We start from the raw sequence: 16,664 nt of genomic DNA, 5'->3' as shown, positions 1-16,664 counted from the left end.
ATGAATCCTTTCGATGACGAGACCGGCGAGTTTTTCGTTCTGTGCAACGATGAAGGGCAGCATTCACTGTGGCCGTCGTTCGCGGCCGTGCCCGCCGGATGGAACCGCGTGTTCGGCGTGGCGACACGTCATGCATGCATCGACTACATCAACGAAAACTGGACCGACATACGGCCGGCGAGTCTGCGGCGTGAAGCGCCGTAGCATGGAGACCACGAGCACCCATGAAATTCATCAAGCTGCTGTTCGGCGAGGCCAGGCGCGATCGCACGCCCTTGCTGCTGGCATCGACATTGCCCGGGGTGATGATGTCCGGCGTGATCGCGCTGGTCACGACCGTGGCGAATTACGATCAGTCGAAGGGGCCGAATCTCTATCTGATGGCGTTCTTCATCATCGCGAGCGTGGCGCTGCTTCTCGCGATGAACTATGCGCTCAACGCCACTACCGCCGTGATCTCGAACTTCATCCTGCAAAAGCGCCTGGACATCGCGCGGGCGGTGCGCTCGCTGGATCTGGAGGCCTATGAAAACATCGGCGCGATGCGCGTGGATTTCGCCATCGGCCGGGACTTGCAGACGATCGAGGAAGCCGCGCCGACCGTCATCGTGCTGATCTATTTCGTCACGCAGCTGCTGTCCTCGGCGCTGTATATCGGTTACCTCTCGTTGATCGCTTTCGCGGTCACGCTGCTGTTTCTCGGGGTCGCGACGTTTTTTTATCGCAGCAGTTATGCGCATGCGGAAGCGCTGTCGAAAGAAGCGACGGAACTCGAAAGCGCGTTTCGTTCCAGCTTCGATCATCTGTTGCGCGGCTTTCGCGAGATCAAGATGAATGCGCGCCGCGATACCGATCTCTTCGACAATTACATCGTGCAGCGCGCACTCGCCGTGCAGGATTTGCGCGTGAGTTCCGGCCGCGGCTTCAATCGCGGACAGACCCTGAGCGACGCGTTCTTCTACGGCCTGCTCGGCTGCATGGTGTTTCTGACGCCGTACTACATCAGCAATTCATCGACGCCCGCGAAGATCATTCTCGTCATCGTGTTTTCCGGCGGCGCCATCGCCAGTCTGATTCAGGCGCTGCCGGCGGTTTCCCGCGCCGATCTCGCGGTCGACCGGCTCCACGCGCTCGAACGCGAACTGGAGCAGGCGAAACGCGCGGCCGAAACGGGCCCCGGCGCATCGCCGGCAGTACTGGCGCACGGCATCGCGCTGCGCGGCGTGAGTTACACCTACAAGTCGCCGGGCGACCAACAGGGCTTTCACGTCGGTCCGTGCGATCTGTTCATCAAGGCCGGAGAGATCACGTTCATCGCAGGCGGTAACGGCAGCGGCAAATCGACCCTGCTGAATCTGATCACCCAGTTGTACGCGCAGGATGCGGGCGAAGTGCGCTGGGATGACAAGACCGTCACCGATGCCAACGCGACAGCCTACAGGCAGCTCTTTTCGGTGATCTTCTCCGACTTCCATCTGTTCGACCGTCTCTATGGCCTCGACGCCGCGCACGACGATCTGGCCGATCTGATTCGGGAAATGGACCTGTCCGACAAGGTTCACTACAACCTCGGGCGCTTCAGCACGACGGACCTGTCGAGCGGTCAGCGCAAACGGCTCGCGATGGTGAGCGCGCTCGCGGAAGGTCGGCCCGTGCTGATCTTCGATGAATGGGCCGCCGATCAGGACCCGCAGTTCCGTCGCTATTACTACGAGAAACTTTTGCCGAGGCTGAAGGCGGCGGGCAAGACGATCATCGCCGTCAGTCACGACGATCGCTGGTTCAACGCCGCCGACAAGGTCGTCTGGATGGAAGAAGGCAAAGTCCAGCGCGTGATGACGACGCCCGCCGCTACATGAACGGTTCGTGACACGCGCGATGACGTTCAATTCCTCTTGATCCGGAATCGAAGCCGATATGTAATAGCGAGGCATTCCTCATCACTGGCGCAAGACGCTCATCGGTCTGGGGCGCGCCGCGTCCGGCATGGCCGGATTGCCTGCGCGACTTCTAATTCATTGCTAACTCCCGGCGCCTATATTTCGTTGCAACCCGAAGCACGAACAAGGGAGCAACAGCATGGACAACCCATTCGACGACGATGAGGGCACGTTCTGTGTCCTCATCAACGAATCGCGGCAGCGCTCGCTCTGGCCCGCTCATCTCGACGTTCCTGCCGGCTGGGAAGTGGAGCATACGATTAGTTCACGAAAGCAATGCCTGGACTACATCGATGCGCACTGGACCGACCCGCGGTCCGACCGAACCACGATATGAGGAGTGGAAAATGACGAAGCGCGTCGTGAAAGTTATCGATCTCGTTCCGGGCCGGGCTGTACAGCTTGCGGCCATCGACAATCAGGCGATCGACCACGAACGGTTCTGGCGCGACCATGTATGCGCCCAGCAACCCATCGTGATCAGACACGCTGTCACGAATTGGCCCGCTTTCAGGAAATGGGGCACGCCCGGCTACCTCGAAGCGCTGGCGAATCGCCAGGTGGGCGTGTCGGATACGTTCAACGCCAGTCCGGCCGGCGTCTGGTATCAAAACCTCCCGAAGTACGGTCTCGATGAAGCGATCGCGTGTCTGCGCAATGCGGGGCCGGACGACACCTTCGCCATTCGCGCCTTGCCGATTCCGCAGGAATGGAAGGCCGACCTCGGAAGCTACGATTTTCTGCACGCGAACCGGGATTTGCCGCCACGCGCTTATGCCCGCGACCGTCTCTTCATCTATCGGAATGCCTCGACCGAATGGCATTACCACACGACGGACGAGACGCTGACGACGCAGATCATCGGCAGAAAGCGCGTCTCGATGTTCAGGCTCTCGAAGGAAGACTGGCATGCATACGCCGTGCCGATCAAATCCAACCTGCATCACATGGATGAACGGGCGCGCTTCTTTCCCGAGGATGCATCGCTGACCAAATTCGAAGCGACGCTCGAACCCGGCGACGTTCTCTATATTCCGCCGTTCTGGTGGCATGGCGTCGATCCCGCCGATACCGGCTTCGGCATCACGCTGGCGCATTGCTTTCGCACGCCGTTCAACCGGCTCGGCTCGCTCAGCGATCCGGCCGTGAAAGACGTGATCCGCGCACAGGGCAGTCTCATGCTGGCGCTTCGCATGAGAGCCTTCGTCGCGCTGGGCTCGCTTACCCGAATCGTGAATCCCTGAAGTGTTTCGTCCAGAACTCGCGTAACGATGTTTTCGGACATCGGTTTCCGGAGCACCCGCGTGCTCTCATTTACGGATTGATGCCATGCTCAGCCTTCCTCTCGCCCCCGCTCAATCGGGCATCTTCTTTCGACAGCAACTCGATTTGCGCGACCCGCGCTTCAATCTCGCGCAGCTGACGGAGATCATCGGGCCGCTCGATGTCGAAGCGCTTCACGCGGCGCTGCGCCGGACGGTCGGCGAAGCGCAGGCGATGCAGGTGCGCATCGTCGTCACGGATGGCATGCCGCATCAGGTGCTGCCGGACGAGATGGAAGATTTCGCGCTTCGGGTCGTCGATGTCAGCGATGCGCCCGATCCTGTCGAAGCGATCGATCGGGAAGTGCAGGCCGCGCTCGCCAGCGCCATCGATCTCGACCGATATCCGCTGTTCGACGGTCAGCTCTTCCAGGCAGGTCCTACGCGGTTCTTCCTGTTCCAGCGGATACATCACATCGCGTTCGACGGCTTTTCGTTCTTCCTTTTCACGCAACGCCTCGCGGCGGTTTATTCGGCGCTGGTCGAAGGACGCGAGCCCGCGCCATGCGCGTGGGGGCAACTCACCGAACTGATCGATGACGATAACGCGTATCGCACGTCCAGCGCGTTCGAGAGCGATCAGCAATTCTGGCGCGAATATCTGGCGGACTGCCCCGAGCCGGTGATTCTCGCCGAGTGCATGGCGCACGAGCCGATTCCGGCGGACGTCGCCACACAGGCGATCGCGCAGATGCGTTTGTCATCGGAAACGACGCAGCGTCTCCGGCAAGTCGCCGAACGCCACGGCGCGACGTGGCCGCAGTTCGTCACGGCGGTCATGGCCGCGTATGTCGCGCGTCTGAGCGGACAACCCGAAGTGGTGCTCGGCTTCCCGGTCACGGCGCGAGTGGGCCGGCGGGCGAGAAACGTGCCCGGCATGATGTCCAACGCATTGCCGTTGCGCGCGACGCTCGGCGCGGATACGTCCATAATCGATCTGCTCGGCGACGTCTCGCGGCAGAGCCGGCGCATCCTGCGTCATCAACGCTATCGTGTGAAAGACATACGGCGCGATGTGGGACGCATAGAATCCGACAGGCCGCTCTTCGGGCCCACGGTCAATATCATGCCGGACTACAGCCTCGCGCTGGAGTTCGCCGGCTGCCGCATCGGATCGAATCGCTCTTTCTACGGAACGCCCGACGATCTCGCGCTGATCATCCACGACGAGGGCGACGAACTCGGTATCGAACTGATGTTCGACGGCAACCCGTCGCTCTATTCGTCCGAAGACGTGGATGCCCATGCAAGACGCATCACGCGTCTGCTCGAAAACGCGCTCGAGCAGCCCGATGCGCCGCTGCATTCGTTCGAGCTCCTTCTGCCCGAGAGAAAGGCGTGGCTCCAGTTGTGGAACGACACGGCCGCGCCTTATCCCGAGCATCTGTGTATTCATCAGCTTCTCGAAGATCAGGTTCGACGCTCGCCCGATGCCATCGCGCTCGAATGCGACGGCGAGTCGCTCACGTTCGCGCAACTCAATGCGCGTGCGAATCGGCTTGCGCATCGGCTGATCGCGGCGGGCGTGCGTCCGGAAGACCGCGTGGCGCTGTGCATGGCGCGCGGCATCGGCGCGATCGTCGCGCTCTTCGGGATACTCAAGTCCGGCGGCGGCTATATTCCGCTCGATCCAGCGTATCCGGGCGAGCGCCTGACCTACATTCTCGGCGATACGGCGCCCGTGCTGCTGATCGCCGATGCCGCCGGACGCAAGGCGCTGAGCGATACCGGCGCGCTAGCCGTTCTCGATCCCGACGCGTCGCTCGACGATGCACTCCCGCAAGGCGATCCGCTCGTGCCCGGGCTCGCCTCGCATCATCTCGCCTATGCGATCTATACGTCAGGCTCGACCGGCAAGCCGAAGGGCGTGATGGTCGAGCATCGCCATGTGGTGAATCTGCATCACGCGCTGCATTCGACGGTGTTCGCGCATTGCGCCCCGCACTCGGGCGTCACGCTGAACGCCAGCATCGCCTTCGATGCCTCCGTGCAAAATCTCACCGCGCTGCTCGGTGGACACAGGCTCGTCATCGTTCCCGCCGACGTGCGCACCGATGCGATGGCCCTGATCGAGTTTCTCGATACCGCGCGCATCGACGTGTTCGACTGCACGCCGACGCAGCTCGATTCCCTCTTCTCCGCGGGTCTGCTCGAACAACGCAAGTCGCCGCTGACGGTGCTCGTGGGCGGCGAGCCGCTCACGCCGCAAACCTGGAACCGTCTCGCACGGGCCGAACAGATACGCGCCTTCAACGTCTATGGCCCGACTGAATGCACGGTCGATGCGACCGTCGCGGAGATCACGACCGAACAGGCGCGGCCCGTCATCGGCAAACCGCTCGCCAATACGCGCACCTATGTTCTCGATGCGCTGCGCCGCGCGGTGCCTCCCGGCGCGGTGGGCGAACTCTATATCGGCGGCGCGGGCGTGGCGCGCGGCTATCTGAACCGGCCCGAACTCACCGCCGAGCGTTTCCTCGACGATCCCTTCGTTCCGGGCGCACGCATCTACCGCACCGGCGATCTCGCGCGCTATCAGCTCGACGGCAATATCGAGTTCCTCGGCCGCAACGATCATCAGATCAAGATTCGCGGCTTTCGTATCGAACCCGGCGAGATCGAAACGCAAATCCTCGCGCATCCTTCGGTGCGTGAAGCGGTGGTCATCGCGCGGGCGCGGCATCAGGGTTCGCAGGATCAGCAACTCGTCGCCTATGTCACGCTCTTTTCCGGGACCGACGCCAGCGCGCTGCGCGAGCATCTCGCATCGCGTCTGCCCGACTACATGGTGCCTTCGGCCTTCGTCACCCTCGACGCGCTGCCGCTCACGCCCAGCGGCAAGCTCGATCGCCGCTCGCTGCCCGATCCGCAAGCCGATGCGTTCGCGCTGCGCCCCTTCGAAGCGCCGCAAGGCCGAACCGAAATTGCGCTCGCCGATCTGTGGGCCGAATCGCTTGGTCTGGAACGCGTGGGTCGTCACGACAACTTCTTCGCACTCGGCGGCCACTCGCTGCTTGCGGTGACGCTCATCGAGCGGCTGCGGCGCATCGGCCTGCATGCCAGCGTGCGCGATCTGTTCGCCACGCCCGTGCTCAGCGCGCTCGCGGCTTCGCTCGAACAGGCCGCGCCGAAGCCCGAGATCGTCGTGCCAGCCAACGCGATAACGCCCGGCTGCATCGCGATCACGCCGTCGATGCTGCCGCTCATCACGCTGACGCAGACGGATATCGATCGCATCGTCGAACAGGTTCCCGGCGGCCTTGAAAATGTTCAGGATATCTACGCGCTCGCCCCGCTCCAGGACGGCATCCTGTTCCATCACATGCTGACCACGGAAGGCGATCCGTATCTGCAAACGGCGCGCCTCGCCTTCGACAGCCGCGCCCGCCTCGATGCGTGGCTCGATGCGCTTCAACAGGTCGTCGAGCGGCACGATATCCTGCGTACCGCGTTCATCCACGATGGACTCAGCACGCCCGCGCAAGTCGTCTGGCGCAAGGCCCCCGTGTCCATTACCGAAATCGCGATCACGCAGGGCGACGCGGCAGAACAGCTTGCACGACATTTCGATGCCCGCACGCAACGCTTCGATCTCACGCAGGCTCCGTTGCTGCGGATCGCGTTTGCCCCCGAAACGGGAAGCGGGCGCTGGCTCGTGCAATTGAACTGGCATCACCTGATCGGCGATCATGCGACGCTGGAAGTGATGCATGCGGAAATCGGCGCGATCCTCAACGGCCGGGGGCAATCGCTCGGCGCGGCTCAGCCGTTCCGCGATCTGGTCGCACAGGCGCGGCTCGGTGCGGCTCAGGACGCGCATGAAGCCTTCTTCCGCGACATGCTCGCCGATGTGAGCGAACCCACGCTGCCCTTCGGCCTCACCGACGTTCATCATGACGGCTCGGCTGTAGCCGAAGCGCACGCGACGCTGCCTGCGTCGCTCGATACGCGTCTGCGCGCTCAGGCCAAAAGCATCGGCGTGAGTCTTGCGAGCCTGTGTCATCTGGCCTGGGCGCGCGTGCTCAGTGCGGGCAGCGCGCTCGACTCGGATGGACGCATCGTGTTCGGCACCGTGCTGCTCGGACGCATGCAGGCGGGTGTCGATCAGGCGCTCGGCCTTTTGATCAACACGCTGCCGATTCGCCTCGACGTGAACGATGCATCGGTCGCCGATAGCGCGCGCCGCACGCATGAGCGTCTCGCGGCGTTGTTGCAGCATCAGCATGCGCCGCTCGCGCTCGCGCAGCGATGCAGTGGCGTCGCGGCTCCCGCGCCGCTCTTCAGCGCGTTGCTCAACTATCGCCACAATCAGGCGTCGGCGGAGGAGCGCGAGGCCTTCGACGGCATCGAACTGCTCGGCGCGGAGGAGCGCACCAACTATCCGCTGACGCTTTCGATCGACGATAACGGCGACAGCCTCGAACTCACCGCGCAGACCGTCTCGCCGCTGTCGCCCGAGCAGTTGTGCGGGTATATGGAGCAGGCGCTTTCGAGCCTTGCGCAGGCGCTCGAACAGGCGCCCGATACGCCGGTGAATCAGCTTGACGTGTTGCCGCCCGCCGTGCGCAACCTGCTCGTCCATACATGGAACGACACGGGCGCAACGTATCCGGCGGGTTACTGCATCCATCAGCTTTTCGAGCAACAGGTTCGACGCACGCCCGATGCCATCGCGCTCGTCTTCGAAGACGCGTCGCTGACCTACGGGCAACTCAATGCGCGTGCCAATCAGCTTGCACATCGTCTGATCGGGCTGGGCGTATGTCCGGAAGATCGCGTGGCGTTGTGCGTGGAGCGTGGCATCGGCATGATCGTCGCGCTGCTGGCGATCCTCAAGGCGGGTGGCGCATATGTGCCGCTCGATCCGGCTTATTCGGGCGAACGTCTGAGCCATATCCTCACCGACTCCACGCCCCGGCTCCTTCTCGCCGATGCGGCTGGCCGTGAAGCGCTCGGCGATATCGGCACGCTGACCGTGCTCGATCCCGACGCATCGCTCGATGACACACTGCCCCAGGACGATCCGCAAACGCCGGTCGCGCCGCCTCATCTCGCCTATGTGATCTACACCTCGGGCTCCACGGGCAAGCCCAAGGGCGTGATGGTCGAGCATGCCCAGATCGTGCGCCTCTTCGACGCCACGCAGGACTGGTTCGGCTTCGACGATCGCGATGTCTGGTGCCTGTTCCACTCGTTCGCCTTCGATTTTTCGGTCTGGGAGTTGTGGGGCGCGCTGCGCTACGGCGGCAAACTCGTGATCGTGCCGCAGCATGTGGCGCGCTTCGCACCCGACTTCCTTTGCCTGCTTCAGCGCGAGGGCGTGACCGTTCTGAATCAGACGCCCAGCGCGTTCCGTGCGCTCATTCAGGCGCAGGAAACAAACGATGCGCCCGATGCGTTGCGCTATGTGATCTTCGGCGGCGAGGCGCTGAATCCGTCGATGCTCGAACCGTGGTATGCGCGGCATTCGGACCAGAAGCCGCGTCTGATCAACATGTACGGCATTACCGAGACGACCGTGCACGTGACGTACCGGCCGCTGACTCGCGATGACTGTGCGGTCAGCAGCAGCCCGATCGGCGTGCGTATTCCCGATCTGACGGTCTATCTGTTCGATGCACAAGGTCGGCTCGCGCCTGTCGGTGCGGTGGGCGAGTTGTATGTCGGTGGCGCGGGCGTGGCGCGGGGCTATCTGAATCGTCCGGAGCTTACCGCCGAACGTTTTATCGATGATCCGTTCGTTTCGGGCGGGCGTCTTTATCGGACCGGTGATCTTGGACGCTATCTTAGCGATGGCAGTCTGGAGTTCTTCGGCCGTAACGATCATCAGGTCAAGATTCGCGGCTTCCGTATCGAGTTGGGTGAGATCGAGGCGCAGATCGCCAGTCATCCGGCGGTGCGCGAGGCGGTGGTTATCGCGCGTGCTCGACAGCAGGATTCTCAGGATCAGCAGCTTGTTGCTTATGTCACGCTGGTTTCGGAGATCGATACGAACGCCTTGCGTGAACATCTCGATTCGCGTCTGCCCGACTATATGGTGCCGTCGGCCTTCGTCGTGCTCGACACACTGCCGCTCACGCCCAACGGCAAGCTCGATCGCCGTGCATTGCCCGATCCGCAATGGCAAGACCTTGCCGCTTATGTCGCACCGCGCACGTCGATCGAACATTCGCTCGCGGAGTGCTTCGCCAGTGTGCTCGGCCTCGAACGCGTCAGTGTCTTCGATAACTTCTTCTCGCTCGGGGGTCATTCGCTGCTTGCGACGCAACTCGTTTCTCGTCTGCGTGAAGCGCTTTCGATCGAATTGCCCTTGCGCACGCTGTTCGATGCACCCAGCGTTGCTTCGCTTGCCGAGGCGCTGTCGCTCAACGAACCGTCCGCTGGCACGTTGCCGCCTTTGCAAGCACTTGCACGTCCGGCACACGTGCCACTGTCCTTCGCACAGGAGCGCCTCTGGTTCCTCGAACAGTTGAACCCCGGACAGTCGACGTATCACATTCCGATCGCCTTGCGTCTGCATGGCGTCCTCGATGCTCGTGCGTTCCATGCCGCGCTGAATGCGCTCGTCGCCCGTCACGAAAGCCTGCGCACTTCGTTTGCGCAACACGACGGTCAGGCCGTACAGCACATCGCTCCGACACTGGAACTTGCACTGCCGCTCATCGATGCCCAAGCCGCCGATGTCCCGCGTCTGGCACAAGACGAAGCACGTCGTCCCTTCGATCTTCAACGCGGTCCGTTGCTGCGCGCTCAACTGCTGCGCCTCGCGCCGGACGAACACGTTCTGCTCTTCACCATGCATCACATCGTCTCCGATGGCTGGTCCACTGGCGTGCTGGTACGTGAACTCGGTGCCTGCTACACCGCTGCACTGCGCAATGAACCGCTCGCGCTGCCGCCTCTTGCCGTGCAATACGCCGACTACACGCTGTGGCAACGCGACTGGCTCGCCGGCGCCGAACTCGATCGACAGACTCAATACTGGCGCAATCAACTCGCCGAACTCGCGCCGCTCGATCTGCCCACGGACCGTCCACGTCCTGCGCAGATCAGCGGACGCGGTGCGACGCTGCCCTTTGCGCTGAACGCGGAGCTCTCCGAGCGCCTGCATGCGCTGGCTCAACGTGAAGGCGTCACGCCCTTTATGTTGCTGCTCGCCGTGTTCCAGACGCTGCTCGCGCGCTTGTCGGGGCAATCTGAAGTGGCGGTGGGCTCGCCTATTGCCAATCGTACACATGCGCAGATCGAGCCGCTTATCGGCCTGTTCGTCAATACGCTGGTGCTGCGTGCCGATCTGTCAGGCTCGCCCTCGTTACGCGATCTGCTCGCACAGGTGCGCGACACGACGCTTGCCGCGTATGCGCATCAGGATTTGCCTTTCGAGAAGCTGGTCGAAGCACTCGCGCCGGTTCGCGACACCAGTCGCACGCCGCTGTTTCAGGTCATGTTCGTGTTGCAGAACGCGCCGATGGAAGCGCTCGCCTTGCCCGGCCTCACGCTGACCTTGCTGCCCGGGGCCGAAGCCGGTGCCAAGTTCGATCTCACGCTGAGTCTGACGCATACGCAAAACAGCTTTGCAGGCACGCTCAGCTACGCCAGCGATCTGTTCGATGAAGTCACCATCGCACGGCTGGGTGAACGCTTCACGCGATTGCTTCAACAAGCGCTCGATCAACCCGATGCGCCGCTGCATGCGCTCGAACTGGTGTTGCCCGAAGAGCACACATTGCTCGAAGGTTGGAACGACACGGCTGCGGCTTATCCCGAACACGTGTGCATTCATCAACTCTTCGAGCAACAGGTTCAACGTACGCCCGATGCCCTCGCGCTCGTCTTCGAAGATGAATCACTGACCTATACGCAACTCAATGCACGTGCGAACCGGCTTGCGCATCATCTGATCGCGCTGGGTGTGCGTCCAGAAGACCGCGTGGCGCTGTGCATGGAGCGTGGCATCGGCATGGTCGTCGCGTTGATGGCGATACTTAAAGCTGGTGGCGCGTATGTGCCGCTCGATCCGGCGTATCCGGGCGAACGTCTCAGTCATATCCTCAACGATGCCACGCCTCGCCTGCTGCTCGCCGATGCAGCCGGACGTGAAGCGCTGGGCGACACCGGCTCGCTGAGTGTGCTCGATCCCGATGCGTCGCTCGACGGCTCGCTGTCGCAAGACGATCCGCAAACGGACGTCGCCCCGCATCATCTTGCGTACGTAATCTACACCTCCGGTTCAACAGGCAAACCGAAGGGCGTCGCGATCGAGCACCGGACGCTGGTCGCATCCACCTTCGCCCGCCATCAGTTCTACGAGCACGCAGCGAACGAGCGCTTCCTGCTGCTTTCTTCCCTCGCCTTCGACAGTTCCGTCGCCGGTCTCTTCGGGACGCTCACGAACGGAGGTTGCCTCGCTCTCGTCGATATCGACACTGCAAGAGATCCGAACGCAATCATCAGACTCGTGCGCAATCGAGACATTACGCGCGTGTTATGCGTCCCGTCTCTCGGTCAGGCTATTCTCGACAGCATGTCGTCGAGCGGCGAGCATAAGCTTCGCGAGATCATCGTCGCGGGCGAAGCGTGTCCGCCGAATCTCACGCGGCAAAGCTCGACACTGCCCCGGCCAGTGCTGCTCTATAACGAGTACGGTCCGACCGAAGCGACTGTATGGGCGACGGCGTATCGATGCCTTCCTGAAGAAACGAATCTGGTGCCGATCGGCCGGCCCATTGCCAATACACGCATCTATCTGCTCGATGCGCAGCGTCAGTTGATGCCTCCTGGCGCGGTGGGCGAGTTGTATGTCGGCGGAGCGGGTGTGTCGCGGGGTTACCTCAATCGTCCTGAGCTTACCTCTGAACGTTTCCTCGATGATCCGTTCGTTTCAGGCGGGCGGATGTATCGCACGGGCGACCTCGCACGTTATCGCGCCGATGGCAATATCGAATTCCTCGGACGTAACGATCATCAGGTCAAGATTCGCGGCTTCCGTATCGAGTTGGGTGAGATTGAAGCGCAGATCGCCAGTCATCCGGCTGTGCGTGAGGCGGTGGTTATCGCGCGTGCGCGGCATGAAAAGACGCATGATCAGCAACTCGTCGCTTATATAACGCTGGTATCAGAGATCGATGTCAGCGCCTTGCGTGAACATCTCGATTCGCGTTTGCCCGACTATATGGTGCCGTCGGCCTTCGTCGTGCTCGATGCGCTGCCTCTGACGCCCAATGGCAAGCTCGATCGCCGTGCATTGCCCGATCCGCAGTGGCAAGACCTTGCAGCTTATGTCGCGCCGCGCACGTCGATCGAACATTCGCTCGCGGAGTGCTTTGCCAGCGTGCTCGGTCTTGAACGCGTCAGCGTCTTCGATAACTTCTTCTCGCTCGGTGGACACTCGCTGCTCGCGACGCAGCTCGTTTCTCGCTTGCGTGAAGCGCTTTCGATCGAATTACCGTTGCGCACCCTGTTCGATGCACCCAGCGTTGCTTCGCTTGCCGAGGCGCTGTCGCTCGACGGACCGTCCGCTGGCACGTTGCCGCCTTTGCAGGCGCTTGCACGTCCAGCGCATGTGCCGCTGTCTTTCGCACAGGAACGCCTCTGGTTCCTCGAACAGTTGAACCCCGGGCAGTCCACCTATCACATCCCGATCGCCTTGCGTCTGCATGGCGCCCTCGATGTTCGCGCGTTCCATGCTGCCCTGAATGCGCTTGTCGCCCGTCACGAAAGTCTGCGCACTTCGTTTGCGCAACACGACGGTCAAGCCGTGCAGCACATCGCTCCGACACTGGAACTTGCACTGCCGCTCATCGATGCCCAAGCCGCCGATGTCCAGCGACTGGCACAGGACGAAGCGCGTCGTCCCTTCGATCTTCAACGCGGCCCGTTACTGCGCGCTCAACTGCTGCGCCTCGAAGAAGACGAGCACGTTCTGCTGTTCACCATGCATCACATCGTCTCCGATGGCTGGTCCACCGGCGTGCTGGTACGTGAACTCGGTGCCTGCTACACCGCTGCACTGCGCAATGAACCGCCCGCGCTGCCGCCTCTGGCCGTGCAGTACGCCGACTACACGCTGTGGCAACGCGACTGGCTCGCCGGTGCCGAACTCGAACGCCAGACTCAATACTGGCGCAATCAACTCGCCGAACTCGCGCCACTCGATTTGCCCACCGACCGTCCACGTCCCGCGCAGATCAGCGGACGCGGTGCGACGCTGCCCTTTGCGCTGAACACCGAGCTCTCCGAGCGCCTGCATGCGCTGGCTCAACGTGAAGGCGTCACGCCCTTTATGTTGCTGCTCGCCGTGTTCCAGACGCTGCTCGCGCGCTTGTCGGGGCAATCTGAAGTTGCTGTTGGCTCGCCTATCGCCAATCGAACACATGCGCAGATCGAGCCGCTTATCGGCTTGTTCGTCAATACGCTGGTGCTGCGTGCCGATCTCTCAGGCTCGCCCTCGTTGCGCGATCTGCTCGCACAAGTGCGCGACACGACGCTGACCGCGTATGCGCATCAGGATCTGCCTTTCGAGAAACTGGTCGAAGCGCTCGCGCCGGTTCGCGATACCAGTCGCACGCCGCTGTTTCAGGTCATGTTCGTGTTGCAGAACGCGCCGATGGAAGCGCTCGCGTTGCCCGGCCTCACGCTGACCTTGCTGCCCGGGGCCGAAGCGGGCGCCAAGTTCGATCTCACGTTGAGTCTGACGCATACGCAAAACAGCTTCTCAGGCACGCTCAGTTACGCCACCGATCTGTTCGATGAAGTCACCATCGCACGGCTGGGTGAACGCTTCACGCGCCTGCTTCAACAAGCGCTCGATCAACCCGATGCGCCGCTGCATGCGCTCGAACTCGTGTTGCCCGAAGAGCACGCATTGCTCGAACGTTGGAACGACACGGCTGCTGCCTATCCAGAACATCTGTGCATTCATCAGCTCTTCGAGCAACAGGTTCAACGTACGCCTGATGCCATCGCGCTCGTATTTGAAGATGAATCGCTGACCTACGCGCAACTCAATGCGCGTGCGAACCGGCTTGCGCATCATCTGATCGCGCTGGGTGTCAGGCCGGAAGAACGCGTCGCGCTGTGCATGGAGCGCGGCATCGGCATGGTCGTCGCGTTGATGGCGATACTCAAGGCAGGCGGCGCCTACGTGCCGCTCGATCCGGCGTATCCGGGCGAACGTCTGAGTCATATCCTCACCGATGCCACGCCTCGCCTGCTGCTCGCCGATGCCGCCGGACGTGAAGCGCTGGGCGATACCGGCTCGCTGAGTGTGCTCGACCCCGTTGCATCGCTCGACGGCTCGCTGTCGCAAGACGACCCGCAAACGGACGTCGCTCCGAATCATCTTGCATACGTGATCTACACGTCCGGTTCAACCGGCAAGCCCAAGGGCGTGATGGTCGAGCATCGCAATGTCGCGAATCTCCATCGCGCATTGCAATCGACGGTGTTCGCGCATTGCGCTCCGAACTCCGGCGTCAGTCTGAATGCAAGCATCGCATTCGACTCCTCGCTGAAAAGCCTCACTTCCTTGCTCGCGGGACATCGCCTGATTTTGATCCCCGCGGATGTGCGCACCGATGGCGCGGCGTTGATCGAATTTCTCGATGCGCGCGACGTCGACGTGCTCGATTGCACACCCACCCAGCTCGACGTGTTACTCACCACTGGCCTGCTTGAACAGCGGCGATCCGAGTTGACGTTGCTGGTGGGCGGCGAAGCACTCTCGCAACAGACATGGAATCAGCTCGCAGAGGCCGATCAGATCCGCGCGTTCAACGTCTATGGTCCGACCGAATGCACCGTCGATGCCGCTCTGACCGAGATCACGATCGAACAGATGCAGCCCGTCATCGGCAAGCCGATTGCGAACGCACGTATCTATCTGCTCGATGCACAGCGTCGGTTGATGCCGCCGGGTGCGGTGGGCGAGCTTTATATCGGTGGGGCTGGGGTCGCGCGGGGCTATCTGAATCGTGACGATCTCACCGCCGAACGTTTCCTGAATGATCCGTTCGTTCCCGGTGCACGTATGTATCGCACGGGCGATCTCGCACGTTATCGCGCGGATGGGAATATCGAGTTCTTGGGCCGCAATGATCATCAGGTCAAGATTCGTGGCTTCCGTATCGAGCTGGGTGAGATCGAGGCGCAGATCGCCAGTCATCCGGCTGTGCGTGAGGCGGTGGTCATCGCGCGTGCGCGGCATGAAAAGACGCACGATCAGCAACTCGTCGCATATGTCACGCTGGTTTCAGAGATCGATACGAGCGCCTTGCGTGAACATCTCGATTCGCGTTTGCCCGACTATATGGTGCCATCGGCCTTCGTCGTGCTCGATGCGCTGCCTCTGACGCCCAATGGCAAGCTCGATCGTCGCGCGCTGCCCGATCCGCAGTGGCAAGACCTCACCGCTTATGTCGCGCCGCGCACGTCGATCGAACATTCGCTCGCGGAGTGCTTCGCCAGCGTGCTTGGTCTCGAACGCGTCAGTGTCTTCGATAACTTCTTCTCGCTCGGGGGTCATTCGCTGCTTGCGACGCAACTCGTTTCTCGTCTGCGTGAAGCGCTTTCGATCGAATTGCCTTTGCGCACCCTGTTCGATGCGCCGAGCGTTGCTTCGCTTGCCGAGGCGCTTTCGCTCGACGAACCGTCCGCTGGCACATTGCCGCCTTTGCAAGCACTTGCACGTCCGGCACATGTACCGCTGTCCTTCGCACAGGAACGCCTTTGGTTCCTCGAACAGTTGAATCCCGGGCAGTCCACGTATCACATCCCGATCGCCTTGCGTCTGCACGGCTCACTCGATGTTCGTGCGTTCCATGCCGCTTTGAATGCGCTTGTTGCGCGTCATGAAAGCCTGCGCACATCCTTCGCCCAACACGACGGTCAGGCCGTGCAGCACATCGCTCCGACACTGGAACTTGCACTGCCGCTCATCGACGCCCAAGCCACCGATGTCCAGCGTCTGGCACAGGACGAAGCACGTCGTCCCTTCGATCTTCAGCGCGGCCCGTTACTGCGCGCTCAACTGCTGCGCCTCGCAGAAGATGAACACGTCTTGCTGTTCACCATGCATCACATCGTCTCCGATGGCTGGTCTACCGGCGTGCTGGTACGTGAACTCGGTGCCTGCTACACCGCTGCACTGCGCAATGAACCGCTCGCGCTTCCGCCTCTGGCCGTGCAGTACGCCGACTACACGCTGTGGCAACGCGACTGGCTCGCCGGCGCCGAACTTGATCGACAGACTCAATACTGGCGCAATCAACTCGCCGAACTCGCGCCACTCGATCTGCCCACCGATCGTCCACGTCCTGCACAGATCAGCGGAAGCGGCGCGACGCTGCCCTTCGCGCTGAACGCAGAACTCTCCGAGCGCCTGTATGCGCTGGCCCAACGCGAG

Annotated in this window: 5 protein-coding genes; all 5 read left to right on the top strand. The window is 62.1% G+C overall.

What is annotated here, in order from left to right; all coding sequences use genetic code 11:
* Entirely contained in the window at nt 1-204 is a 204-nt protein-coding gene (locus PQR08_RS32530; RefSeq protein ID WP_035499072.1) for an MbtH family protein, read from the top strand.
* Nucleotides 205-224: 20 nt separating this feature from the next.
* Nucleotides 225-1,859 carry a cyclic peptide export ABC transporter gene (locus PQR08_RS32525; RefSeq protein ID WP_250487230.1) on the top strand — a complete coding sequence of 545 codons (1,635 nt, stop codon included), beginning with the start codon at nt 225-227 and terminating at the stop codon, nt 1,857-1,859.
* Between the two features lie 220 nt (nt 1,860-2,079).
* Nucleotides 2,080-2,277, top strand: a complete 198-nt coding sequence (locus tag PQR08_RS32520) for an MbtH family protein (protein ID WP_187603676.1) — start codon at nt 2,080-2,082, stop codon at nt 2,275-2,277.
* Between the two features lie 10 nt (nt 2,278-2,287).
* Complete coding sequence (locus tag PQR08_RS32515; protein WP_250487229.1) at nt 2,288-3,184, top strand: cupin-like domain-containing protein; 897 nt, start codon at nt 2,288-2,290, stop codon at nt 3,182-3,184.
* Nucleotides 3,185-3,269: 85 nt separating this feature from the next.
* The coding region (locus PQR08_RS32510) for a non-ribosomal peptide synthetase (protein ID WP_408163699.1) at nt 3,270-16,664 on the top strand (13,395 nt) is incomplete at its 3' end.

The sequence above is a fragment of the Caballeronia jiangsuensis genome, assembly GCF_046030135.1.
Taxonomy (GTDB): domain Bacteria; phylum Pseudomonadota; class Gammaproteobacteria; order Burkholderiales; family Burkholderiaceae; genus Caballeronia; species Caballeronia jiangsuensis.
Note: the sequence above shows the minus strand (reverse complement) of the source record. Positions and strands in the feature narration are given on the sequence as shown.

Coding starts and splice junctions, on each gene's coding strand:
- PQR08_RS32525 (WP_250487230.1), top strand. CDS start 225: ATGAAATTCATCAAGCTGCTGTTCGGCGAGGCCAGGCGCGATCGCACG.
- PQR08_RS32530 (WP_035499072.1), top strand. CDS start 1: ATGAATCCTTTCGATGACGAGACCGGCGAGTTTTTCGTTCTGTGCAAC.
- PQR08_RS32520 (WP_187603676.1), top strand. CDS start 2,080: ATGGACAACCCATTCGACGACGATGAGGGCACGTTCTGTGTCCTCATC.
- PQR08_RS32515 (WP_250487229.1), top strand. CDS start 2,288: ATGACGAAGCGCGTCGTGAAAGTTATCGATCTCGTTCCGGGCCGGGCT.